The sequence below is a fragment of the Schlesneria paludicola DSM 18645 genome, from assembly GCF_000255655.1.
Classification (GTDB): domain Bacteria; phylum Planctomycetota; class Planctomycetia; order Planctomycetales; family Planctomycetaceae; genus Schlesneria; species Schlesneria paludicola.
Window position 1 is genome coordinate 815,721 of sequence record NZ_JH636434.1, and the last position, 24,179, is coordinate 839,899.

The window sequence follows — 24,179 nt, forward strand, 5'->3', positions numbered from 1 at the left end:
CAATGAATTCGTATCATCAGACACGCACCGAATGGGCGCTACTGCGCACGTCGAAATACGGTGATCGATTCGTGACCAATCGAAACTCGTTCGGCACTCAAAGCGAGTAAGGTGAGGACCATATGGTGGACCGACACTTAAACGAGATGGAAACGCAGGCAGTTAGAGCAACAACAGCGGCCATGTTGCTCAATTCGATCAAGACGATCAAAACGCGATATCGACGCAATTGGTTATTGCAAAACACCTTATGAAACAAGACAGTCAAGTGAATCAAGATGCTCACAAAATTCTGGGGGGCCGGCTTGAATTCACGCGGAACTTGGGGGGATTACGGGGAACCCGCTCACTGCCCAAAGAGAGTGGGACAGGCACATCGTCCCGGTTAAATTGAAATCCAGAGTGCATCGACAAGGTCAATCCTTCCCTTATACCGCGGGAAAATGAGCCGGTCCCCGGCCTGTGAACGGATAAGGATGTCCGGCCGGAATGACGTGGGACGATGCGGTCGCCGAAATTCCCGGCCGATCGCTGCTCGATGCATCGTCATCTCGTTCTTTGACAATCTGCAAAACGAAACGCCCCCTCGCTGCCATCGGAGAGCGCACCGACGCATCGCGTTTTGAATCAGATCTGATTCGCTCGTTGTCCCATCAAGGTCGCGTTATGCTGGCGGGACGCACAGTGCTCATCAACAGCGATCCTCATTCTGCGAGAGCGACTATGACTGGCTTCCATGTTCGGCGCGTTTTGCTTTGCGTACTTGCCATGGGATTCGTCCAGGGACAATTGGCCTCGGTTCTGATGGCCGAGGAAACTGTCATTTCGGTTGAAACTTCCATGACGCCTCCCAATTGGGCGCTCCTGGAACGCGAGTTGTTGCGGCAGAATGTTGCGGCTTGCCGCGAGTACTTCGAAAAATATTTCGACGAACGTGGCTGGCTGTTGTGTGTCGAACGTTGGGGGGGCGACGATGGCCCCGATGACGCCATCGAAAACTGTCTCGACTGGCCGATCCTGCACGCGCTGGGGGCCAGTGATGACATCTTGCGAATGTACAAGCTGGCGTGGGAAGGACACCTTCGACAGTACACGCTCGCCAAAACGGTTGAAGTCCCCTTCGCTCGCGATGGAATGTACTACAAAGAATTCCCCGTGATGATGGACTGGCTGCACAACGCAGAAGGACTGGTTGTCTTTAACCTGCAGGGCCTGTCCGATCCCAATGATCGACGTTTTTCGGAGCGTGTGAAACGATACGCCGGGTTCTATTTGAACGAAGATCCTGGCGCGCCGAACTATGATCCCCAACACAAAATCATTCGCAGCATGTTCAATGGCAGTCGTGGCCCCCTGCTGCGTAAGACCACAGGGCTCGATTGGGCCGGCGATCCGATCGAAGTTGAAAACCGATTTCGCCCCGGCCACGGAGAAACATCGTATGCCCAAATGCTCGAGCACTTCAAAGACTACAACGATACCGTCGGGGACCACCCTCAGAATCTGAAGTCCACGACCTTGGCATTCAACGCCTTTGCGCTAACGCATGACGACAAGTATCGCAAATGGCTACTTGAATATGTCGATGCTTGGCGCGAAAGGATGCGGGCCAACTCGAACATCATCCCCACCAACGTCGGATTGGACGGAAAGATCGGCAGTGATGCGGGCGGACACTGGTGGGGCGGCGTCTACGGCTGGGGATTCACGGTCTATGACCCGGCATCAAAAAAAATGGCCAGCCGCAACCAACACGAAGCGGGGCTTCAAGGATTTATCAATGCGTATGCTCTGACGGGCGATGACCGATATCTTGACCCGTGGCGCAAGCAGATGGATGCGGTCAACGCCAACAAAAAGATCGAGAATGGAACGACGCTGTACCCTCGGATGTTCGGTGAGCAGGGGTGGTACGATTTTGTCCCCGAAAAATACTCCGCCGGTGCGACGGAGATCGCCTACTTCACCATGAAGGCTGACGATCTAGAACGAATCGCTGCGAACCCCTGGATGACTTACCTTCGCGGAAAGAACCCCGAGTTTCCCGAACAGGCTCTCCGCGGCGATTTAGCGCTGATTGGAAAACAGGTTCGCGGCCTGCGTGACGATCGGACCACACCCGATACACGTCTGGCGGACGATCCGATGAAGTACAATCCCGCAAGTGTGACGTCACTGATTCAATTGGCGCTGGGCGGATTGCATCCGGGTCGAAGCGGCTCGGCACTCCATTGTCGGCTGCGATACTTTGACCCGGTCAACCGACGCGCCGGTTTCCCCGAGGATGTTGCGGCACTGATCGAAGAAATGACCGAGGATCACGTCACTGTCACGCTCGTCAACATCAACCAACTGGATTGCCGAAAACTGATTGTCCAGGCAGGGGGGTATGGTGAACACCAATTCCTGTCGCTGGACTCGGGCGACAAGCAACAACCGTTGAACACGAATCACCTGATCGTGAACCTCGCCCCCGGATCAGGAACGCGGCTGAAGCTGACCATGAAACGCTACGCCCATCCACCGACGATGGCCTTCCCGTGGAATTAGAGCTCCAGACCTAAACCGACAGATTGACGAACTCATGCCAGGCAGACCCACGGGCCTGCAAGTGACGCTCAGGAACCTAACAGAAGAGAGTAGCGCGATGCGCCACTAGAACTTATGGCCGGGCTTCGGGCCATTCTGAGTTTGGGTCAGGATTTCAGGCCCCGACTCGGTCACCAGGATCGAATGCTCGAACTGGGCGGAGAGAGACAAGTCCATGGTTCGAACCGTCCACTTGTCGCGCGTGTCGAGCATCGTCCGCCAGGTACCGATGTTCAACATCGGCTCGACGGTGAATGACATTCCGGGTTCGATCACGATTTGAGACGCACCCGTCTTCGGAAGATAGTGCGGAACACCCGGTTCCTGATGGAACTCACGTCCCAGCCCGTGTCCCTGATATTCCTGGACAACAGACAGCCCCTCGGACCGGGCGAATTTCTCGATCGCTTGCCCAATGTCGCTGATCTTGCCAAACGGCTGAATCGCCTGAATACCCAAGTACAGCGAATCGAACGTCGCTTGAACCAAATGTCGTGTTTCGTCAGAGACGGTTCCGATGATGAAAGTCTCGGACGAATCGCCGTGCCAGCCGTCGACAATCGTGGTCAAGTCGACATTCACGATGTCGCCATCACGGAGTGGCATCTTGTTGGGGATGCCATGACAGACGACTTCATTCACACTGGTGCAGATGGTATTCGGATACGACTTATAACCCAGACATGCCGGAATATGTCCGTGATCCATCGTGTAGTCGTACACGAGCTTGTCCAGTTCCAGCGTCGTGATGCCCGCCTTCACATGAGGTCGAACAAAATCCATAAGCTGGGCATTGAAGCGCCCAGCGGCACGCAGACCCGCTTGTTCCTCGTCGGTGAGATACAGCGGACACTTCGGTTTTGGCTTGCGACGCAACACATTCATAATGTTCAACTATACGCTCCAGCGCCGCCCCGGCGCCATTGTTAGGACCGGAAAACGACGAATGAAATCGATCGCTCCTTAGTTTGAATCAGTGTCACCGCCCCGCCACCATTTCGCAAGGTCGGCCGTCGGTTGACGGCCCTCGACAATCTTGCGTTGGAGTCCAGCGATCACACTGAAATCTTATCTATCCGTGGCAAGTCACCGGTTGGACTGGCTCAGCCGAGCTTCCCGATTCCGTCGTGCTCGGTTGGGTCGCCTTCCAGGCCTGATACGCTTCGTGGTCACCAATGACAATTTCGAAACCCAGATCGGCCACCATTTTGAAATCGTCTTCCGCAGCCTGCCCCTTCGTCGTCAAATAGTCGCTGACGAACATCGAATTGGCAGCATAAAGGCTCATTGCCTGCATAGAACGCAAATTCACTTCACGTCCACCCGACACGCGAAGCTCCACAGCTGGGTTGGCCAGCCGGAACAGGCACAACGTCTTGAGACAGTATCGTGGATTCAGGTCCCATTTTCGCTCGAGCGGGGTTCCGTCGATCGAATGCAAGAAATTGACAGGTGTTGAATGCACGCCCAGCGTTCTGAGTTCAAACGCCACATCGACCAGATCGCGATCCGATTCACCCATTCCAACGATCAAACCACTGCACAACTCCATTCCCGCGTTTCGCACGGCCTTCAGCGTTTGCAGCCGATCTTCGTAGGTGTGCGTTGAACAGATTTTGTCGTGAAAACCGCGGCTGGTATTCAGGTTATGGTTGATTCGATCGACGCCAGCCGCCTTCAGTTGTTCGGCCTGCTCCGGCTTCAGTAACCCCAAACAGCAGCAGATGTGCAGTCCGTATTTGTCTTTGATTTTTGTCACTGTGCTGGCGATGTGTCCGACTTCACGATCGGTCGGACCGCGGCCCGAGGTCACAATGCAGTAGGTTCGCGCTTGTGAAGCGACGGCACGCTCGGCCCCCTCCATCAACTTGGCTTCGTTCAACAGGGCATAACGTGGAATCTCGGCTTCAGATACGATCGATTGCGAACAGTATCCACAGTCTTCAGGACACAGCCCGCTTTTGGCATTCTTCAGAAAATACAGATGAACGCGCTTTCCAAAGTGTTGGCGACGCACGCGATATGTTGCCGCAAGCAAATCCAGCAGTTCGTCATCGTCAGACTGAAGGATCTGAAGACCTTCGTCGACGGTCAATTCATGGCCCGCTAGAACTCGAGTTGCCAAATCGTTCCAACAATCAGTCGCCAGCGTGCCCATCAACAGCCGTCCTTCGAATCAAGTTGCGTCAATATTTGTTCGCCACCAAGAGTCGCGATTCTAGCTTCCCGAGGGGCGAGTGCGACAGTGCTCGGCCTTTCACTGGACGAATTCGTCAGGTTGGGGCTTTTGCCCCCACATTTTTGTCGAGAGGATCTGTCCGCGCAGGATGCCCATTTTCGGCTTGGCAAAGCTTGCAATCCAGAGGGGGATGGCATGCTGCTTGCGTCTCAAATCGCCGTTCCAGCCAATCTGTCCCCGCGGGACGGCATTGACCGGTTTTTGGCATGCCAATAAACTACGTTGCTCAGGCAACTTACGTCGTCACTTCCGCAAGCGAAAAGCGGTTTTGGCAAATAAGCATGCCGTTTGGCACCGTCCACAAACCGCTGGTCACTGTCAAGGTGGCAGGAAAACGCTGGAATCGATGGCGTGGAAATCCGCCGTTTGTTCGCAGGCGTCCATGGATTGTGGCCGCTGGCGAGCAATAAACACCGCTGATTGTGAACATTGCAGGGATGCTCGGCTCGTAAAATTAACGGATGAATCATGGAAATCCTGGATAAAGTCGGCGATGCATTCAACGTAGTTCTGGGGGGAGCCGAACGGTTCATCACCAACATTTTTGGATCGTCGAACGACCGTCGTGTTCGCAACATCGGATATTCCCGAGACAAGAACGGAAATGCCTCGATTCTTCCCGGCTCGGTTCTGGACCGGATCAATCAGCTCGAACCGTCACTGGAATTGCTGAGCGACGGCGAACTGCGAGAAACCGCATCGAAGATGCGCCGACGCCTGGCCGACGGCGAAACACTCGACATGCTGTTGCCAGAAGCGTTCGCCGCCGTTCGCGAAGCAGGCAAACGCTACTTGAAGATGCGACACTACGACGTCCAGATGGTCGGCGGTTACATCCTGCACAAAGGGATGATCGCCGAAATGATGACGGGTGAAGGCAAGACGCTCGTTTCATCGCTGCCCGCATTTCTCAACGCGGTCGCAGGTTCTGTCCATGTCGTGACCGTCAACGACTATCTCGCGCAACGCGATATGGAATGGATGGGCCCGCTGCACATGGGTCTCGGCCTGACCATCGGTGCCATTCAGTCGAACATGGACACCTTCGAACGCCGCACCGCCTACGCGTGTGACATCACCTACGGCACGAACAACGAGTTCGGCTTCGATTACCTGCGCGACAACATGAAGATGTATGCGCAGGAACAGGTCCAAGGCAAACTGACCTACGCCATTATTGACGAAATTGACAACATCCTGATCGATGAAGCCCGTACGCCGTTGATCATTTCGGGACGGGCTCACGACGATATTTCCAAATATCCCAAAGCGGAAAAAATCGCTCGCCAACTGCAGCGCGATGTCCACTTTGAAGTGAAAGAGAAAGAACACACCTGCCACTTGACGGAGGCCGGTGTCCGCCATGCCGAAGAGCTGGCCGGCGTTGAAAGCTTCTATACCGCTGGCAACATGGAATGGCCGCACCTGATCGACAACGCACTGCGTGCCCATCATCTCTACAAGCGCGACGTCAACTACATCGTCCGCGGCGACGAAATCATCATCATCGATGAACACACCGGCCGCATGATGGAAGGACGTCAGTGGAGCGACGGACTGCATCAAGCCGTCGAAGCGAAGGAAGGCGTCAAGATCAAGGAAGAAACGCAGACGCTGGCAACCATCACTCTGCAGAACTTCTTCAAGCTCTACAAGAAGCTGTCCGGGATGACCGGTACCGCCATGACGGAAGCGGCCGAGTTCGTCAAGATTTACAACCTGGACGTGATCACCGTTCCCACCAACCGACCGATGAAACGGGTCAACTATCCCGATGCCGTTTATCGGACGGAACGCGAAAAGTGGGATGCGGTCGTCGAAGAGATCAAAGAAGTTCACCAGACCGGACGCCCCGTACTCTTGGGAACCGTCTCAATCGAGAATTCGGAAAAGCTCAGCCATAAGCTCACGAAAAATGGCGTGAAACATAAGCTGCTCAACGCAAAGCCCGAATATGCCGAACGCGAAGCAGAAACCATCGCACAGGCAGGACGCCAGAACGTCGTGACGATCGCCACCAACATGGCCGGTCGTGGTACCGACATCATCCTGGGCGGAAATCCGGAGTATCTCGCTTGGGACGAACTCAAGCAGATGAAGAATGAAGACGACCGTCCGCTCTATCCAACCCGTCTCGACGTTCCAAAATCGGTTTGGAATGACTTGACGAAGCAAATCGCCAAACGCGAGGGAATGGAAGAAGAAGGTCGCCGTGTCGCCGAGCTGGGCGGGTTGCACGTGATCGGAACCGAACGTCACGATTCACGCCGCATCGACCTTCAGCTTCGCGGTCGCGCCGGTCGCCAAGGGGACAACGGGTCCAGTCGCTTCTTCATTTCGCTCGAAGACGACCTGATGCGAAAATTCGGTGGCGAATTCGTGAAGGATTGGCTCGCACGGTTGGGCATGCAGGAAGGCGAACGAATCGAAAGTCCGCTGGTCACGCGTCAGATTGAAAGTTCACAGAAAAAGGTCGAAGAACGCTTCTTTGAACAGCGCAAGCACCTGCTCGAATACGACGAAGTGATGGACGAACAACGCAAACGCGTCTATTCGTACCGGCAATCGATTCTGGAAGGCGCGAACTGCCGCAATCTGATCCTCGAAATGATCGACAAGCAACTGCTGTCGAAGTGCGACTACTTCACACGTTCGACCTATCGCTGGGAAACCGTCGTCGCCTGGGTCCGACAGCAATGCGGCATGGAACTGAAGCCCCGCGAAGTTCGCGACATGCAAGCCGATCAACTTGTGTCGTTCCTCAAAGACCGCGCGGATCGCCAGGCATACGAAACGATTCGAGAGCAGATCGAAGACAACATTCCCGCAGACGCAGATGCACGCGAGCAGAACTGGCAAGCGTTGTCGAAATGGGCCAACTCGAATTACGGGTTGAACACGAATGAACGCGAATTGAAGAAAGAAGCTTTTACAGTTGACGGCGATCCGGATTCGCTCGACTCTGGCAAGCTTCACGAATACCTGTATCAAAGGGCACTCGAAACGATCAATCGCTTCGACTTCAGCGCCGTCGAAGCGTTCCTCGACGAAAGCTGGGGACGACAATCGCTCTGCCAGTGGCTGCATCAGCAGTATGGCATCGAAATGAGGCCCGAACAGTTTGCGGCACTTTCTCCGGAAGACGCCGCAAAGCTCATCAAGAAAGAGATCGAAGAGCTCTATCACCGAAAAGAAATCGAACTGCCGGTGTCGGTGGGCCTGTCGCACTTCATGACCGAGCACAATGGTCTCGCACGATACAATCGTGAAGGTCTGGTCGATTGGGCCAATCGACGGTTTGGAACAACTTTCACACTGGAAGAAATCGAACCAAAATCGAAAGCCGACATTACCCAACTGCTGGTAGATACCAGTTCTGAATTCTTCGCTCGTGGTGATCAAGCCGCGAAGCGATTGAGCGAACTTCTGGATGCGGCATGCGGTACCTCGCATCACGACAGCCAGGCCCGCAACGGTGCGGCAGCAGCCGAACGAATTTCCAATGTCACCGCTACGCGTGAACTGGCCGACTGGGCCCGTCAGGAATTTGGAATCGAACTCGTTCCAGACGCACTGATCGGCACCGACCGTGAAACGCTCGAGCGACAGATTCGGAGCCTGTACGAACGAAAGTATCGCTACGAAATCCATTCGGGAGAACGCAGCGTTTCGCTCGAAACGCTCGACACCGCCTGGAAAGATCACCTGTACTTCATGGATCAATTGAAGTCGGGGATTGGCCTGGTGGGATACGCTCAGAAAGATCCTAAAGTCGAATACCGACGTGAAGGGATGCGAGCGTTCGAACAGATGTGGGATCGGATTGCGACGCAGATCACCGGAACGATCTTCCGAATCGCGGTCGAAATTCCCGAGCCAACATCCAACCGCTGGCAGATCACTTCACAGGTTCACGAGTCACCTGTGGATGACATTCCCGATGATCACCCCGCACTCGGACAACAAGGTGGGGAAGCCCATACACCGCGCGAACAGGCCGTGGAACCGATTCGCAATTTCGGGCATCGGGTGGGGCGAAACGACCCATGTCCTTGTGGAAGCGGCAAGAAGTACAAGAAGTGCTGTGGCGCCAACTAAGACGTCGTGCGTCGGTGGGCCGCTCGCTCACTGCACGCGCCCAACGTTGATGCTTATCCAGCGCAGGGGAATCGGATGCCCTTTGTATTTGGTTGGCTATTGAATGGCATTTACGTCCTGATCCTGACGGCGGTCGCACCGGTGCTGGTCTATCGTCGGCTGGCCCAAGGAAAGTACCGTCACGGCTGGAAGGAAAAGCTGACGGGGCAATTGCGCCGTCAGCATCCCGATCGGCCGTGCCTGTGGTTTCATGCCGTCAGCGTCGGTGAAGTCGTCCAGTTACAACGCATAATCGAAGATGCCCGCCAACGATTTCCGTCGGCGGAATTGTTCATCACGGTCACGACGGATACGGGTTTCGAAGTCGCCAAATCGAAGTATCCCAATCACACGGTCTCGTATTTTCCTCTCGATTTCACCTGGGCCGTAAGTGCCGCGTTGAACGCGATTCGCCCCGATGCGATTGTGCTGGTAGAACTGGAGCTGTGGCCGAACTTTGTCTTCGCAGCGCATCGACGACACATCCCGCTCGTGCTGATTAACGGCCGTATCGGCGAGAAAAGCTTTCGTGGCTATTCGCGAATCAAATGGCTGATGCAGCAAATCCTGGTCTGCTTCGACGTTCTCGCCGTTCAGAATGAAACGTATGCTGATCGACTCCGTCGTCTGGGCGCCCCAACCGAGCGCGTCATCGTCACGGGGAACATCAAGTTCGACCGGGTGGAGACTGATCGGTCGAATCCTAAAACTGCAGAACTGCGACGCGGCTTTCAGCTTGCGGACACGGAACAAGTCCTGGTTGCAGGAAGCACGCAAGATCCCGAGGAATCTTACGCATTGGCGGCGTGGGCGGCACTACGAGCCGAGTTTCCGAATCTGAGATTGATCCTCGTTCCGCGACATAAGGAACGGTTCAACGAAGTGGCGGCGCTTGTTCTCGACCGCGGCTATCCGCTGATTCGTCGCAGTCGCCTTAGCTCCGAGCCCGGCTCCAACGTTAACGATCAAACCCAGACGGCAGAACCAGCGGAGGGTATGTCGGCAGGCAGAATCCCCCCCGTCCTCTTGTTGGATACCCTGGGTGATCTCGCCGCCTGTTGGGGGCTGGCAGAGATCGCGTTCGTCGGAGGGACACTGACAAACCGAGGCGGTCAGAACATGATCGAGCCAGCCGGGTACGGCGCCGCACTGGTACTCGGTCCCAACACCTGGAACTTCAAGGACATCACGGAAGCTCTCGTTTCACGGAACGCCGCACGCGTCGTTCATGACGCGAATGGACTTCGTGAGACAATTCGCGAATTGTTGGGGCGCCCGGTCGAAGCGAATCAACTCGGTCAGGCCGCGCAATCGTTTGTGCAGTCACAACAGGGCGCGGTCCAGCGCACGCTCGACTTGATCGACAAGACGTTGTCGCGAACCACGCGAGGATGACTGTTTACATCACCCTTGCCGTTCGATCGGCTACCAGTGCATCACGAAACCACCATCGACATTGATTGTTTGCCCTGTCATTTCCGAGGCTCGTTCGGATGCTAGAAATGTCACGAGATTCGCAATGTCTTCAGGCTTTTGCCAACGCTTTAAAGGAATGACATTCTTCACTTTTTCGTTGGCCCAGTCTTCATAGGTTCGACGAAGCTCGGGCGGTTGCTGGTCATTCCAGGCCCGCCAGACAGACTGATTCAAGGGTGTCTGCACCATACCCGGGCAGACGGTATTCACGCGCACTCCGTGTGGGGCCAAGTCCTTGGCCATGCACTGTGCAAAATTAATATTCGCCGCCTTGCTGGCGCTATAAGGGGGATCGGTTTGAGAACCAATCTGACCTGCCACCGATGCCACGAACACGAACGAGCCACTCCGCCGCTCGACCATCTGCGGGGCGAATGCATGAGCGATGTGTACCATTCCCAGAATGTTGACATCGAGTACTCGGTCCCAAAGACTGGCGGGCACGTTTGTGAATGGAAAACCAAACCGTCCCGAAGAAATCGCCGCCGAATGTACAACGATCGTTACCGGCCCGAGAAGCTCCTCGGTTTGAAGGCGGGCCACCTCGATCGTTGCCGGTTGACTGACATCAACGATCAGACCCTCCGTTTTGACGCCCGCCTTCTGCCCCAACGATGCGGCGACATCGGCCGTCGACGGCGACAGATCCCAAAGCGCCACGTGGCATCCCTCGCTGGCCAGCGCCGTGGCACAAGCAAGTCCGATCCCGCTCGCCCCACCAGTCACGACCGCATTCTGTCCGCTCAAAAACAGATCCATATGGGACTTACCTTGTGTTGATGGAATTCCAATTGGAGTCGGCGTTTTCCCGCCTGAAGACTGTCGATCCAAATAGTGCCAGATTATCATGGGTTGGATACTGGGACCAACCGAGTCACGCTCAGTCAACCCAAGTCTCGATGCCTGATTCAATGAGCGAACAACTGATGAACACGAAATCTTCTCGTCGTAAGTTCCTGCAGCATTCATCGGTGCTCGCTGCGGCGTACTGGGTTGGTTCATCAGATCAAGTATGGTCGCAAGAACGTTCCGCGAATGAAGAAATTCGTTTCGCCTGCATTGGCGTCGAGGGACGCGGGTCAAGCGATCGCGACGAAGCAGGTCGTCACGGGCACATCGTGGCGCTTTGCGATATCGACGAAGAGCGACTCGAGAAGGCGGCGTTGCGATTCCCACAGGCGAAGACGTTCGTCGATTATCGCAAGATGCTCGACGAAATCGGTGGCCAGATTGATGCCGTCACGGTCAGTACGCCCGATCATACACACGCTCCCGCGGCCATCCGCGCCATGAAGATGGGGAAGCACTGCTTCTGCCAAGAACCCCTCACATACACTGTCGCAGAAGCAAGAATGATGCGGCTGCTCGCCGCGGAAAAGAAGCTCTGTACCCAGATGGGAAATCAGGGAACGTCAATCAGCGGCCTTCGGGAAGCGGTCGAAGTCATCCGTCGTGGCGAAATTGGCGACGTAAAAGAGATCCACGTCTGGACCAATCGTCCCATCTGGGCTCAAGGTGTTGGACGCCCCAAGACAGAAGTGCCCTGCCCGCCGCACATTCACTGGGACCTGTTCCTCGGCCCTGCAAAAGAGCGCCCTTACAATCCGGCCTATGCCCCCTTCGCCTGGCGAGGATGGCTCGATTTTGGCACGGGTGCTCTCGGTGAAATGGCCTGCCACACGATGAATATGGCGGTCAAAGCGCTTGAGCTGTTCGACCCCATCAGCGTCGAGGCAACGCCTGACACAGAATGGACCGGTGAAGCGCGTGTCGAATCGTATCCGAAAAGCTCGGTCATCAAGTTTGGATTCGGTCCTCGCGGCAAGTTCAGCCCCTGTACACTGACCTGGTATGATGGCGGAATTCGCCCCGACGAGTCATTGTTGATGGGGGAAACCATCGGTGCCAGCGGATCACTGGTCATCGGTGACAAAGGCCGAATTTATTCGAAGAATGACTACCACGCGGAATTCGTCATCCTTCCGAAGGACAGCTTTAACGACCGAGTCAAACCTGAATACATCGTATCGCCGGGCCACTTCACAGAGTTCGCGAATGCCATCAAGCAGAACAAGCCTGAAATGGCCATGTCGAACTTCAACTACGCCGGGCGCTTGACGGAAACGGTCTTGTTGGGCAATGTCGCGTTGCGAGCTGGCAAGAAAATCATGTGGGATGGTGACAACATGAAGATCACCAACGATGAAGCAGCCAACCAATACATTACTCGCGTCTACCGCAAGGGATTCGAGTTGTAATCAAAGGCATGTCGATGACGCCAGGAAATTGCAAGGCTCGATCCGTCACAAGATCGGGCCTTGTTGCACTTCAACAAGTAATTTGGTGATCATCACAATTCACGGTCCAATCCCGATACGTCCGATCCGTACCCTGCGTTCAACGAGTCCATCTCGATAGGAGTCACGATGCGTGCGCTACTCACAACGGCCCCTGGTGGCTGGCCCAATACTTCCATCTCGAACGTCGAATCGAGACTCGGACAACCCAATCAAGTGCTGGTCAAAGTGACCGCAGTGGGCTTGAATCCTGCCGACAATTTTCAGATTGAAGGACGCTACCCGGGTGGTCCCAAGCCACCCTTTATCGTCGGCCGCGATGCCTGCGGTGTGGTCCTGAAAGGGGACGCCGGTGGACAATGGAAGCCAGGCGATGCGGTCATCGCACTCCAATCAACGACGACGGACTTGGAACACGGAACATTGTGCGAGGAGCAGTGGATTGCCGCCGAAAATCTGGCCCGCAAGCCCACGGGATGGAGTGACCTTGAGGCCGCTGCAGCGCCGCTCGTTTATCAAACGGCCTGGAAGGCACTCGTTGATGTCGGCGGTTTGCAACCAGGACAGACGGTCGTTGTCACGGGGGCTTCTGGAGGCGTCGGTCTCGCCTCCGTTCAGTTGGCCCGTGCCTACGGTGCGACCGTGGTCGCATTGTCCCGGTCCACCGAGAAGCAGAATCGACTACGAACGGCGGGTGCGCATCACGTCTTCTCACCGGAAACGGACCACCTCAAAGACAAGATCTTCGACGCGGTTAAGGCAAAAGGAGTCGACGTTGTCGTCGAGACTGTCGGAGGTCCCATTCTGGCGACGTCATTGCATCTACTCGGCGTTCACGGACGGATCAGTGTGGTTGGTGTTCTGGCCGGCGTGGAAAGCAACATTTCCATTCCCGCACTCATGTTCAAGCGAGCGTCGATTCATGGGGTGCTCGTCACCGATGATGTGCCGGCGAAATCACAGGCCGCCTGGACACAGATCGTCGAACTCATGACGACCGCGGAAATCCGTCCCATCGTCGACGCACATTTCCCGCTCGAGAAATCCTCGGATGCGTTTGAAAAACTGCGCGGCAACGTGTTCGGTAAGGTTGTCGTTCAAGTCTCAAACTAGTGAAGCTTCAAGCCTGAATTGGCACGGCGATGAACTCGGCGCGAGTGGGTCAACTCGTCGAGCAACGTGCAGTGCATGCACGAGACATGTCGGGCCGTGAGTTGCAACACACGGCCCGACACCCTTGATGTCCAGACGAATTTACGAAACGAAATCTCGAATCCCGGGCGCTATTGGGATGATTTTCCGCTCGATCGCTTTCCGCGTGGCGCGGTCGGGTTCTCGCGAGTCTTCCGCATCTGCTCCAGTTGCGACTCGCTTTGCTGCTGCCACCGAATATTGTCCAGTTGCCATTTCGCCAAGTCGCGCAGCACCGGGTCTTGATTGGATTCCGCCACGACCTTATAGGCCTCAAGTGCGGGTTTCCAGCGTGACTGTCGGCGCAGGCACGTTGCGAGGAGATACTTCAGCGTCATCTCATTTTCGGGCGAGACCGACGCTTTTCGAAAGGCTCGCTCGGCTCCGATAAAATCCCCGGTGCGAAACAAGACCTTGCCAAGTGAAAACGCATCAGCCGCATCAACACTTGTCGCCAGACTGGACGATTCTTCCGTTTCCCCAGGAACTGGCGGCGGCTCAGGTGGCAGACTCGGCTCGCTGTCGTGCGGCGCAATCACGGCTTGTGAAGGCGTATCAAATTCAGTTTCGACATCGGCCCTACGCGACGAACCGATCGCCGCAGCCGCCGCGGCGGCCTTGCGGGCAACGCTCACTCTGGTCAGCTTCGTCAACATGTCGAGCAAGTCCTGGCGCTGCTTCGACGAAACCTTGTCCGCTTCCAATTCCGTTAACTTGGTCGCGCGAGTCAGTTCTTCGCGCATCAGTTGAAATTCGCGAAGCTGGTTCCTGAGCTGCCGAAACTCGGCTTCCAGATTCACCGCGGCATCGCTCGAAACCGCGGCGCCGGGCAATTGCTGTGGTTCATCATCCTTCGAATCGGCCCGGGTGGGCGACGGAGGAAGAAAATTGTCCGATGGTGGCGGAAAATTGTCCTGCGCCCAGACACTGTGCGTCACGCCGCAAAGGGCTGCGAAAATCCATCCATGAATTCTCATTTAATGTCCACCGTGACTTGAGGGTTTCTTGTCTTCCGCCGGTCCAGGAATCGGATCCTCGTCGATCGCGTCTCCCTCCGACATCAGGAAGTATTCACCGATCGTAACCAGTGCCACCTGCCGATCGGGCGATTTCAGTTCTTTGAGGGGTTCGTGCGAGCTGCACGACACAATCCTCATCCGCTTCGCGGCGACTCCAAACTTATCGCGCAAGGCGTTTCGGACGGCGATCGCGCGGCGAAATGACAGTTCATGACCGTCCTCGGGATCACCGGCCGCTTCTTCCTCCGAACAGTGGCCCTGGATCACAATACTGCGAAAGTGATCGCGCACGACTTCGGCAATTTGTTCGAGATTGTCATTCGAACTTGAGGAAAGCATTGCGGAATTTCGAGCAAACCGAATCGGCCGCCACACGCCGGCTTGAGCTTTGGACCAGTTGTTCTTCTCTTTTGCGGTTTGACCTTTCACTGCGGCTGACCGCCAGCGTTGCCCCGCGGGATTCGATGCCTTTTTTTGTTGCTGCGACAGCATCTGCAGCACGGCCATGTCGATCGGATCTTTCGAGTTCGGCTTGGGGCGATAACCGAATCCGACTTTGACCGATGCCAGAATTCGGAGCAATTCTTCGTCTGTCGTTGTCTTTTGCGAGCCCTGACACAACAAAAGCACGAAGAAGCTCATTAGCAGAATGACCATGTCCGCGAAGCTAACGATCCACGCCGGGGCGTGGCCGCCGCCTTCTTCGTGCCCGCCTTTCTTATGTGGACCAGACATTTGCCAACCTTGTCGAAGAACTGAGAACCGTAGAACGCCCTAATTCGAGCGAAAGTCTTACTTCGTTTCTTCCACTTTGATGGCTGTACGACCGTCGAGAAAGCTGAGCAGGCGCTGCTTCAATGCCGTGGGTGAATCCCCGGCAGCGATTCCCATGATCCCTTGCAGATAGAGCTCTTTGAGCTGCATTTCCTGGCCGGCACGAATCCCCAGTTTGTCCGCAAACGGACAGCAGACGATGTTGGCGAACAGTGAACCATACAGCGTCCCCAGCAACGCCACAGACAAACCGGCACCGATCGCGGAAATGTCGCCCCCCATGCTTTGGAACATCACGACCTGACCGATGATCGTCGCCATCAGGCCATAAGCAGGGGCATAGTTTCCCATCATCGCGAAGGCCTTTTTGCCGATCGAATGACGTTCACCCAACGCGAACAGTTCCAGCCGCAATGTCGATTCAACGTCATGGTGATCCTGACCGTCGATCACCATTCGCAGTCCCTTCGCCAGGAACGGTTCATCCACTTCCGCCATGCGGCCTTCGAGTGCCAGTAGACCGTCCTTACGAGCTACTGCGGCGAATTCAACGAGCTTCAAAATGGCGACACCCAGGGGCGTTTCCTTGTAAAGAAAGCACTTCTTCATGACGCCAAAGATGCCCAGGAAATTGCTCATCGGCAGACTGATCATGGTCGCGCAAATGGCACCGACAATCACCAGCAGCACCCCTTCCGTGCTGTAAAACGCCATGAGATTGCCGTGGGTCTGATGGTACGCGGCGCCGCCGATAATGCCGAAAGCGATAATCAGCCCCAAAATCGACGCGATGTCCATAACAGTTCTTTCGCCTCAAATCGAATCGACACGGCGTAGCCCGTCTGATAGTCGAACGAATTCAAGGGCCCTTGCGGTGAGAAGTCTGAATCAGATCGGTACTGACAAGATTGTGAATCGGAACCGGCCGTACGAAACGGCACAACGTAATTTTGTAAAGTTCAGCGCATGTCCATTGTCGCGGGAGGAACCGGAGGCGGCGCCATCCCCCCAGAGAAGTTCGGGTCAATCGGTACAACTGGTTCGAACGGCACAGTCTGGGTACCGGGAGGAATCGTGCCATTGGCCGCGGGCGGATCTAACGCGACGGCAATCTGTCGACTGACAAATCGCTGAAACACATCCGGCGATTCCAGCACTCGTTCCGGGCCGCGCAGGCTGCGGGAGAACTCCTGGTGCTGCGCAAATTCGATTTCTGCCTGCTCTGCCGTATTCTTTTCGCGCATGTCCCACAGGCCAGTCAGGGACGCAACGACAACTCCCTCGGCAGGACTGATCATCAATAGCGAAAGTCCAACGCTGGGCGGCGAGTACGGATGATACTGTGTGATATTTGCAAAGATGACCGCATCCGCTTGATATTCGCGTGCGATGCGCAGCAATTCGATTTCATTGAATTGACCGCTCAGGAAGACGTCCAGGGCACGCAGTGTTTCGTCTTCACGAGTGGCCGCCACGATTTCGAACCGACCTGCACGTTGTAGCTCAGCAGCCAGATTCGCGTGCATCTGTTCGTGGATTCGCGTGTACGCCGTCTGGTTGGCCAGCGGCATCAGGACCACACGCCGAACGGAAGGCCAGTCAAAATTCGTGGCGATATACTGCTGAAATGGTGCGACGAAGTTTTTCACTTCCTGAACTGATCCCTTGCGCAGCCCCGAATGCCGCGCCTGCTTGGACTTCGGCTTTGTCAGACTGCATCCCAGAATCAGGCAAAACATCAGGGTGAAAATCATCGCACGTGACTTCATGGCTCACTCCGTCGGATTCGGGGGGAGCGACGTGATGTCATCCGCTTCCAGCAACTGCTGCAAGAGCGGTCCCATCGACTGCAGGACCGCTTTGTGATCATTTTCGGTAGTGCGAACCTTTTCCCGCAGCATCTGAATATCGGCTCGCAATCGATTGAGATCGCTGAGCGACTGTGTCAGCTCCTTCCGCGCTCCCTGAATCTCGCGCACGCCGGTGGCAAGCTGGTCCTGCATCTCCTTGTTGCGCGCCTGAAGAGCCGCATTCTGTTGACGTAGTGTGCCGTTCTCGTCTTCCAACTCGCGAACCACTTCAATCATCTGCAGCAGGCGTTCCATTGCCGTTTCGCCGTTCAAGCCCACGATGGAACCACGAACAGGTGAAGGCCTGGTTTGATCTCCATGCGTGACGACGACCTGAGGGGGAAGGATACGGCTTTGTCGCGGACGTGGCGGTACCAGCGTCCGATCCATGCCATCTGGTGTCAGCCCCGAGTAAGGATCTTGATGCGATGCCTGCCGAATCTCTGAGCCCGTCGCCGCAGAATTTTTGACTCCGGCCGTCACGACGGACGACCTGGCAGAGTAGGGCGCTTGCGTGTTTGAAGTGTTCTTCTTGTAGTCCGAGTTTTGCGGCTGCAAGGGCAGCGATCGCCCGGGCAGGTTATAGGTTCGTTTGCCGACAACCGCTCGTCCTGCAGCGGGCAAATCGGCGACTGTCGTGTCGCGAGAGGTGCCAGGGCGATTGTTCGTGCGTTCTGAACCGATCGAATTTCCGACCGCAGCTTTGACTGGCGGCTGAAAACTCATTTCGTCCGCGTCACGTTGTCCACGCAAGATCGACGCGTCAGCCATGATGAGCGCAGCGGCGATGACAGGCACGAGGCCTCGCCTTATCACTTGCGAATTCATCATTCGACCTCCATTTCCATCTGCATTCCGTAGGATGCATTCTCACCGATTGTGATACATCCGACGCCGAGTTTCGTTGCGACCGGCAACGCTTACGGGGTCTCAGCTGTCGAGTGAATCTCACTCGGATTTTCATAGGAACACCAGATTCGCATCTTTTGACCGCACGCGCAGGTCACATCGATCGCTCGCACAATGTCATTTTCTTTCACAAGCTCGATCGATGCGGTCTCGTTATGCGAAGCATGGCGGCCGCCCACGTGTGCCAGCTCTGTCGATCGGACAACACGATTTCCAGGTACCACCGCCGATTGCACGATGTCACGGACGAACGCTCGGGTGATTCGTTCACTCATGTCACGCATCCTTCCTGTTCGTTCCGACATACGACCGCAACTGGAGCTGCGCTGCCGCGAGTAGCCGAGACACTCGCGATTCAGAAAGCTTCAGCACTTCACCAATTTCCTTGAGACGCAGATCTTCCATGTAGTACAGCGTCACCACCAGCCGTTCGCGTTCCGGGAGCGCTGCGATGGCATCCGCCAGCAGGCGTTTCTGCTCTGCAAACTCGGCCGACGCATCAGGCGCGGTATCAGAGTTTCGAGTCGGGTCGTCGAGAACCTGATCCAGCGATTGCACGCGAATCAAAGGCATCGCCAGCAGAGCATCAATGACTTCGTCCTTGGCCAGTCCGGTTTCCGCCACCAGGTCGTCGACCGAAATTGGTGCGGTCAGTTGCTCCTGAGCCTTCGAGACCAGCATGACCCGCTGCATCACTTCCTGAGGCAATGGGCAATTGCGACGCGCTTCGTCGTAGATTGCTCCGCGAATGCGTAGCGCGGCAAAGGACTTGAAGTCGACCCCGCGTGAGGCGTCATAGCGCCGTGCCGCTTCCACCAGACCAAGCATGCCAGCCGATTCCAAATTCTCGATGTCGACACCCATCGGTAGGCGCGCGGTGACCTTTCCCGTGAGATGGCGAACGAGCCAAAGATGATTCATGACTAGGGCATCACGAGTCGTCTGCTCTGCCGTACGAGAATATTCCTTCAAATTCTGGCTGATACTGACTGACATACGGGCCCGACCATTCTTGTCATTCAACGGAACGAGGACGATGGGGAATGAACTGCGGGCGGACGCGTTGGCGTCCGGTCAAAAACTTCGATGGTGGTGATGCAGGAGTTGAACCGTCGCGATCAAGATCGCGGCCGGAGTGTGACGTTTTGAGATGTGGGTGAGGGGAGCGGGGGGTTTTGGCCGATCACCTTATTTTTGTCAAGATGATGGAGCGGTTGAACGCGGTGGACAGCGAACAGATCAACAGTTCCGCCGCCAAGGCAATCGATCAGCGGCAATTTCTGCGGCTCTCATGCCGCTCTCGCGCCATTTGCCGCCTCGACAACAGCATCTCCCGGAACACGGGGCTTGTAGACCTCATCTCGCTTAATGATGTACTCTGCCTCGAGCAGGACATCGTTCGGCACGTCGGTGAAGGCCACCACGGTCAGATCCGGCAAACCGCGCAACAACAAATTCTTGAGCGGTCGACGCAACTGTGAGTCCACCAACAGCGCCACCTCGACACCTTTCTGCCCCGCAGTCCGTAGTGCCTTAGCGAGCCTGACAATCAATGCCTCAAAGGCATCGGGAGGAATCGCCATCTTCTTGTCTTGCTGGCTGCGACGAAGCTCAAGTTCCAGTGCAGGCTCAAAAATGAGCGCATGTATGCGATTCTGCGGATCAATGAAGGGCTCACAGATTGCCCGAGCCAGATAACTTCGAGCCCGTTCGGCCAATTCTTCGGGATCCTTCACCGTCGGTGCATGGTGAGCCAGACTTTCCAGGATTCGAGTCAAATTGGTAATCGGGACGCGTTCTTGCAAGAGCAGCGACAACACGCGATGCACCGCTCCCATGGACAGCATGTTGGGAATTAGCTCATCAACAACCGCCGATGACGTTTCACGGGCCTTGGCAATGAGTTTCGAGAGATCCTCGCGACTGAGCAGGTCACCCGCGTGGCGTTTCAGCGCTTCGCGGAGATGCGTCACCAAGACCCCCGGCGCATCAACCACCGTACATCCACGAATTTCCGCCTGCGTTCGATCGATTTCCGCGATCCATTTTGCGGGAAGACCAAACGTCGGATCTTTGGCCTCACGCCCATTCAGCGGAATTGGTGCGCCTTCGGGGTGAATCGCCAGGACTTGCCCGATCTGAATTGAGCCCCGGCCCACCTCTTGTCCCCCGACAAGGATGCGATATTCATCGTCGCGAAGCTGCCCATTGTCACGGATTCGAACCAACGGAATCCACAATCCACAGCGTTTGGCGAGATCTTTTCGTACGGTCGCAATTCGTTGCAGTAGTCCCAAATCGCGTTTGGGATCTACCAGCGGAATCAGATGTCGTCCGATCTCTACACAGGCGCGATCCGTCTCCAAAAACTCAGACAAATGTTCTTCCATTGGTGTCGGAACCGCCGCGGCGGTACCGCGTTGAACATCGGCGGCTGCTTCCGCTTCGTTTTCCGCCGGCGACTTCACGCGTCGAGAACCGTACCATAGCGCTCCGGCCAGGATCAGAAATGGAATCATGGGCATTCCGGGAGCCAGCGACAAAAGGCCGAGCAGCCCTGCACCGATCTGCAATGGTTGCTTCTTGGAAAAGAACTGCGACCCGATTTCCGTCCCCAGCCCTTGTTCGTTCGATGATTTCGTCACCAGGATACCGGCCGCCGTGGCAATGATCAGGGCGGGAATTTGTGACACGAGACCATCGCCGACGGTCAAAACCGCATAGACCTTGAGCGCCTGTACGAGCGGCATCCCGTTCATCAGTCCGATAATCACACCGCCGACAAGGTTGATTCCAGTGATCACCATCGCAGCTACGGCATCGCCGCGAACGAATTTACTCGCCCCGTCCATTGCCCCATAGAACTGTGCTTCCTGCAACAGAAAGGCTCGACGGCGTTTCGCTTCAACATCATTGATGGAACCGGCATTCAGATCGGCATCGATGGCCATTTGCTTGCCAGGCATGGCGTCCAGGACGAAGCGCGCCCCCACTTCTGAGATACGCGTCGCACCTTTCGTGATGACCACGAACTGGATGACGACCAGAATCAGGAAAACCACGAGCCCCACGACAAGATTGCCGCCGACTACATAATTCCCGAAGGTTTCGACAATCTTCCCGGCTTCGCCCTGCCCCAGAATCAACCGCGTCGTGGCCACGTTCAGCGACAAACGCCCAAGGGTCAAAAGCAGCAGTGCCGACGGAAATACGGAAAGTTCCAGGGGCTGTTCGACACCGAGAGTCACCAGCAAAAGCAGAATCGTCACGCTCAAGTTGAGTGTCAGAAGAACATCGAGCAGCCCCGTCGGCAATGGGACGATCAACACAACCAATACGGCCATCACCGCAAGCGGAAACAGCAGTTCGCTGCGTTGATTCATACCCAATGGGGCGGGACTTGCCATGACTCGATCACCTCCGAAATGTTAAGCCTTTGTTCCACGCAGGCGGTAGACGTAGGCGAGGACCTCGCTGACGGCTACGAACAGTTCTTGTGGAATTGCTTGCCCAACTTTCACCGTCTTATAAAGTGCTTGTGCGACTGGCTTGCGTTCGACGACCGGAATACCGTGGCGCCGAGCCTTTGACGCGATTTGAAATGCAAACTGATCGTGTCCCTTGGCCACGATGATTGGCGCCGAATCGACTCCGCGTTCGTAACGCAACGCAATCGCCAAGTGGGTTGGATTCGTGATGACCACCGACGCCGTTGGAACGTCTTCGAGCATTCGGCGCTGATTGGCAATTTCTCGTGCACGCTGACGCCGTTTTGCAAGAATCATCGGATCGCCGTCATCTTCTTTTCGTTCTTGCTTCAACTGCTCGCGCGACATGCGCAGCCGGCGTTCATTACGAAACCACTGATATCCATAGTCCGCCCCGCCCAGAACCAGCAGGATGGCCGAGATATCCATCAGCAACTCAAGAGCCAGCGTCCAGGCGACGGAGACGGAACGTCCCAGCCGTCCTTCAGAAAGAGCCGAAATCTGTCCACCACGGTCACTGAGAACCCACCAGGACACCGCACCGATGATGATGATTTTTAGTAACGAAGAACCACCACGGATCAAACCGTCCATCGAGACGATCTTATGCCAATTCAGAAAAGGATTGATGCGATCCCATTTGGGCCCGAGCGACTCGGAATTGAAGTGCAAACCGGCCTGCGCCAGATTCGCCGCAAGGCCAACCATGAACAGTCCACCGATCAGCCATCCGGTGAGCTGCAGACCGCTGCCAAAGACCGACGAAACCATCGACTGGACACTGTCGATGGTCACATCCGTCGGCAATCGCCCCACTTGCAGGAACAGATCATTTGACATTCCGCGAACAAGCGTCAGTCCGATCCACGAGAGGCCCATCGTCCCCGAGAAAAGTAGTAATCCACTAATCAGCTCGTGACTATACGCGAACTGGCCTTCCGCGCGCGCCTCGTCACGGCGACGCTGCGTTGGAAGTTCTGACTTATCGAAATCTTCGTTTTCAGCCATCTGTCACCGTCCAATTAACAGCGACGTAAAGCCACGCATCACACCATTCATGTTGGTTGCCAGATCCGGCCAAAGAACCAAAACGGCGAGCATTCCGACGAGCAATCGAATGGCGTATCCGAACGACATCAGGTTCATCTGTGGCGCGACGCGCGACATCAGGCTCAGGATCAATGATGTCATGAACAGGCAACAAGCGACGGGCGCGGCCAGTGTCAGGCCCCATTCGGTCGCCGAGGCCAATGAACTCAGTTGTGCCGTGATCGGAAGAGCGAGGATTGATCCGCCAATCGGTTGGTCAGCAAACGAGCGATGCAGGGCCGCCAAAAACAGATGGTGAATGTCCTGCGTAAAGAACATTAGGACGCCGAAGATTTCGAAGATCTCACCGAAAATGGTCGTTTGCTGTGGTCGCGTCGGATCGGTGATCGTTCCCATCGTCAGCCCCATTTCCTGAGCGATGTATTCACCAGCAATGCGAAATGGAACAAGAAACAGGCCGAACACATAACCCAGCGCCGCCCCCACAATCACTTCACGTCCGGTCGCCATGGCGAATGCCATCCAGGGCTGTTCGTCCATCTGAGCGGCGACGCGGATGGACATGGCGCCCGATTCGGAAAACCAAAAACAGGTCAATGCGAGTGCCGTGCCGGCCTTAACCAACTGTGGGACGTTCTTCCCACCCAGGTACGGAATTGTCGCGAGAAACGATGAAACGCGGGCCAGAATCAGCCCGAAACTCATCAACCAAATTGTCAGAATGCCGTCCATGGTCGATTCAGATCTCTCAACGATCGCCGGGGGATAGGGTCCCGATAGACCCATCGGGCGAGGACGTTGAAATTGATTGAGCCTTGCGAACTAATGACCTGCCTGAGCCGCGCGAGAAAACATTTGAACGGTGAAATAAATTGACATCTGCATCAGCCAGGGCATCGTGACCACGAATAGCCCAGCCAATGCAAGAATTCGAGGTGCAAAGCTGAGAGTCTGCTCCTGAATGTTGGTCACCGCCTGGAAAATACTGATGATGAAACCGATCACCAGACTGACGACCAGGGCAGGAGTCGTCAGGAGGACAGCGTGATAGAAAAATTCGCGTCCAAGTGTCACGGCATCAAGTTCTGTCATAGCGAAATCCTTGCGGCACAGGGCAATTCTGAGCGATCCATGCGAGACCAAAACATCGTGTGGAGTCA

The 24,179-nt window shown here is 55.8% G+C and carries 19 protein-coding genes; 5 read left to right on the forward strand and 14 right to left on the reverse strand.

All coding sequences use genetic code 11. The annotated features are described in order from the left end of the window. The first annotated feature begins 723 nt into the window (after nucleotides 1–723). Entirely contained in the window at nucleotides 724–2,550 is a 1,827-nt protein-coding gene (locus OSO_RS0104005; RefSeq protein ID WP_029246617.1) for a DUF8034 domain-containing protein, read from the forward strand. Nucleotides 2,551–2,655: 105 nt separating this feature from the next. Here the strand turns inward: OSO_RS0104005 and map are convergent, their stop codons facing one another. Next, nucleotides 2,656–3,474, reverse strand: coding sequence for a type I methionyl aminopeptidase (gene map / locus OSO_RS0104010; protein WP_010582233.1), 819 nt, complete (start codon nucleotides 3,472–3,474; stop codon nucleotides 2,656–2,658). Nucleotides 3,475–3,661: 187 nt separating this feature from the next. Next, nucleotides 3,662–4,747: a biotin synthase BioB gene (gene bioB / locus OSO_RS0104015; RefSeq protein ID WP_010582234.1), complete on the reverse strand. Its 1,086-nt coding sequence runs from the start codon at nucleotides 4,745–4,747 to the stop codon at nucleotides 3,662–3,664. A gap of 549 nt (nucleotides 4,748–5,296) precedes the next feature. Between bioB and secA the strand changes: the two genes are divergently transcribed. Continuing rightward, a complete protein-coding gene (secA, locus tag OSO_RS0104030; RefSeq protein WP_010582237.1) occupies nucleotides 5,297–8,926 on the forward strand; it encodes a preprotein translocase subunit SecA in 3,630 nt (1,209 codons plus the stop codon). Between the two features lie 75 nt (nucleotides 8,927–9,001). Then, complete coding sequence (locus OSO_RS0104035; RefSeq protein ID WP_010582238.1) at nucleotides 9,002–10,360, forward strand: 3-deoxy-D-manno-octulosonic acid transferase; 1,359 nt, start codon at nucleotides 9,002–9,004, stop codon at nucleotides 10,358–10,360. Nucleotides 10,361–10,390: 30 nt separating this feature from the next. On the opposite strand, the gene OSO_RS0104040 is transcribed toward OSO_RS0104035, so the two are convergent. Then, nucleotides 10,391–11,200: an SDR family NAD(P)-dependent oxidoreductase gene (locus OSO_RS0104040; RefSeq protein ID WP_010582239.1), complete on the reverse strand. Its 810-nt coding sequence runs from the start codon at nucleotides 11,198–11,200 to the stop codon at nucleotides 10,391–10,393. Between the two features lie 167 nt (nucleotides 11,201–11,367). Here OSO_RS0104040 and OSO_RS0104045 point away from each other — a divergent pair, with 167 nt between their 5' ends. Together OSO_RS0104045 and OSO_RS0104050 are read left to right on the forward strand one after the other, a co-directional pair. Continuing rightward, nucleotides 11,368–12,699, forward strand: coding sequence for a Gfo/Idh/MocA family protein (locus tag OSO_RS0104045; protein ID WP_029246619.1), 1,332 nt, complete (start codon nucleotides 11,368–11,370; stop codon nucleotides 12,697–12,699). Nucleotides 12,700–12,867: 168 nt separating this feature from the next. Further along, nucleotides 12,868–13,851, forward strand: coding sequence for a quinone oxidoreductase family protein (locus OSO_RS0104050; RefSeq protein WP_010582241.1), 984 nt, complete (start codon nucleotides 12,868–12,870; stop codon nucleotides 13,849–13,851). Between the two features lie 170 nt (nucleotides 13,852–14,021). On the opposite strand, the gene OSO_RS0104055 is transcribed toward OSO_RS0104050, so the two are convergent. From OSO_RS0104055 to OSO_RS0104110, 11 genes are all read right to left on the reverse strand, one after another. Further along, nucleotides 14,022–14,906: a CDC27 family protein gene (locus OSO_RS0104055; RefSeq protein WP_010582242.1), complete on the reverse strand. Its 885-nt coding sequence runs from the start codon at nucleotides 14,904–14,906 to the stop codon at nucleotides 14,022–14,024. Then, the gene (locus OSO_RS0104060; protein ID WP_010582243.1) at nucleotides 14,907–15,683 is read right to left on the reverse strand and encodes an OmpA family protein; all 777 of its coding nucleotides are present in this window, start codon (nucleotides 15,681–15,683) and stop codon (nucleotides 14,907–14,909) included. Between the two features lie 57 nt (nucleotides 15,684–15,740). Beyond that, nucleotides 15,741–16,520, reverse strand: coding sequence for a motility protein A (locus tag OSO_RS42065; protein ID WP_010582244.1), 780 nt, complete (start codon nucleotides 16,518–16,520; stop codon nucleotides 15,741–15,743). Between the two features lie 161 nt (nucleotides 16,521–16,681). Continuing rightward, nucleotides 16,682–17,491 (reverse strand): hypothetical protein, encoded by an 810-nt coding sequence (locus OSO_RS0104070; RefSeq protein WP_010582245.1) that lies wholly within the window; start codon nucleotides 17,489–17,491, stop codon nucleotides 16,682–16,684. 3 nt (nucleotides 17,492–17,494) lie between these two features. Then, a complete protein-coding gene (locus OSO_RS0104075) occupies nucleotides 17,495–18,403 on the reverse strand; it encodes a hypothetical protein (protein WP_010582246.1) in 909 nt (302 codons plus the stop codon). 89 nt (nucleotides 18,404–18,492) lie between these two features. Further along, nucleotides 18,493–18,756 (reverse strand): hypothetical protein, encoded by a 264-nt coding sequence (locus OSO_RS0104085; protein WP_040591595.1) that lies wholly within the window; start codon nucleotides 18,754–18,756, stop codon nucleotides 18,493–18,495. Nucleotide 18,757: 1 nt separating this feature from the next. Continuing rightward, on the reverse strand, nucleotides 18,758–19,477 hold the full coding sequence (locus OSO_RS0104090) for a sigma-70 family RNA polymerase sigma factor (protein WP_010582248.1): 720 nt from the start codon (nucleotides 19,475–19,477) through the stop codon (nucleotides 18,758–18,760). A 293-nt stretch (nucleotides 19,478–19,770) separates the two neighbouring features. Further along, nucleotides 19,771–21,888 carry a flagellar biosynthesis protein FlhA gene (locus OSO_RS0104095; protein ID WP_010582249.1) on the reverse strand — a complete coding sequence of 706 codons (2,118 nt, stop codon included), beginning with the start codon at nucleotides 21,886–21,888 and terminating at the stop codon, nucleotides 19,771–19,773. Nucleotides 21,889–21,909: 21 nt separating this feature from the next. Further along, a complete protein-coding gene (locus OSO_RS0104100; RefSeq protein ID WP_010582250.1) occupies nucleotides 21,910–22,977 on the reverse strand; it encodes an EscU/YscU/HrcU family type III secretion system export apparatus switch protein in 1,068 nt (355 codons plus the stop codon). Nucleotides 22,978–22,980: 3 nt separating this feature from the next. Beyond that, the gene (locus tag OSO_RS0104105; protein WP_157605018.1) at nucleotides 22,981–23,724 is read right to left on the reverse strand and encodes a flagellar biosynthetic protein FliR; all 744 of its coding nucleotides are present in this window, start codon (nucleotides 23,722–23,724) and stop codon (nucleotides 22,981–22,983) included. Nucleotides 23,725–23,841: 117 nt separating this feature from the next. Further along, the gene (locus tag OSO_RS0104110; RefSeq protein ID WP_010582252.1) at nucleotides 23,842–24,111 is read right to left on the reverse strand and encodes a flagellar biosynthetic protein FliQ; all 270 of its coding nucleotides are present in this window, start codon (nucleotides 24,109–24,111) and stop codon (nucleotides 23,842–23,844) included. Nucleotides 24,112–24,179: the final 68 nt, after the last annotated feature.

Excerpts from the sequence above, each read along its gene's own strand:
- OSO_RS0104090 (WP_010582248.1), bottom strand. The coding sequence starts at position 19,477 with ATGTCAGTCAGTATCAGCCAGAATTTGAAGGAATATTCTCGTACGGCA.
- OSO_RS0104075 (WP_010582246.1), bottom strand. The coding sequence starts at position 18,403 with ATGATGAATTCGCAAGTGATAAGGCGAGGCCTCGTGCCTGTCATCGCC.
- bioB (WP_010582234.1), bottom strand. The coding sequence starts at position 4,747 with ATGGGCACGCTGGCGACTGATTGTTGGAACGATTTGGCAACTCGAGTT.
- OSO_RS0104045 (WP_029246619.1), top strand. The coding sequence starts at position 11,368 with ATGAACACGAAATCTTCTCGTCGTAAGTTCCTGCAGCATTCATCGGTG.
- OSO_RS42065 (WP_010582244.1), bottom strand. The coding sequence starts at position 16,520 with ATGGACATCGCGTCGATTTTGGGGCTGATTATCGCTTTCGGCATTATC.
- OSO_RS0104070 (WP_010582245.1), bottom strand. The coding sequence starts at position 17,491 with ATGAAGTCACGTGCGATGATTTTCACCCTGATGTTTTGCCTGATTCTG.
- OSO_RS0104085 (WP_040591595.1), bottom strand. The coding sequence starts at position 18,756 with ATGAGTGAACGAATCACCCGAGCGTTCGTCCGTGACATCGTGCAATCG.
- secA (WP_010582237.1), top strand. The coding sequence starts at position 5,297 with ATGGAAATCCTGGATAAAGTCGGCGATGCATTCAACGTAGTTCTGGGG.
- map (WP_010582233.1), bottom strand. The coding sequence starts at position 3,474 with ATGAATGTGTTGCGTCGCAAGCCAAAACCGAAGTGTCCGCTGTATCTC.
- OSO_RS0104005 (WP_029246617.1), top strand. The coding sequence starts at position 724 with ATGACTGGCTTCCATGTTCGGCGCGTTTTGCTTTGCGTACTTGCCATG.
- OSO_RS0104100 (WP_010582250.1), bottom strand. The coding sequence starts at position 22,977 with ATGGCTGAAAACGAAGATTTCGATAAGTCAGAACTTCCAACGCAGCGT.
- OSO_RS0104110 (WP_010582252.1), bottom strand. The coding sequence starts at position 24,111 with ATGACAGAACTTGATGCCGTGACACTTGGACGCGAATTTTTCTATCAC.
- OSO_RS0104035 (WP_010582238.1), top strand. The coding sequence starts at position 9,002 with ATGCCCTTTGTATTTGGTTGGCTATTGAATGGCATTTACGTCCTGATC.
- OSO_RS0104060 (WP_010582243.1), bottom strand. The coding sequence starts at position 15,683 with ATGTCTGGTCCACATAAGAAAGGCGGGCACGAAGAAGGCGGCGGCCAC.
- OSO_RS0104050 (WP_010582241.1), top strand. The coding sequence starts at position 12,868 with ATGCGTGCGCTACTCACAACGGCCCCTGGTGGCTGGCCCAATACTTCC.
- OSO_RS0104105 (WP_157605018.1), bottom strand. The coding sequence starts at position 23,724 with ATGAGTTTCGGGCTGATTCTGGCCCGCGTTTCATCGTTTCTCGCGACA.
- OSO_RS0104040 (WP_010582239.1), bottom strand. The coding sequence starts at position 11,200 with ATGGATCTGTTTTTGAGCGGACAGAATGCGGTCGTGACTGGTGGGGCG.
- OSO_RS0104055 (WP_010582242.1), bottom strand. The coding sequence starts at position 14,906 with ATGAGAATTCATGGATGGATTTTCGCAGCCCTTTGCGGCGTGACGCAC.
- OSO_RS0104095 (WP_010582249.1), bottom strand. The coding sequence starts at position 21,888 with ATGGCAAGTCCCGCCCCATTGGGTATGAATCAACGCAGCGAACTGCTG.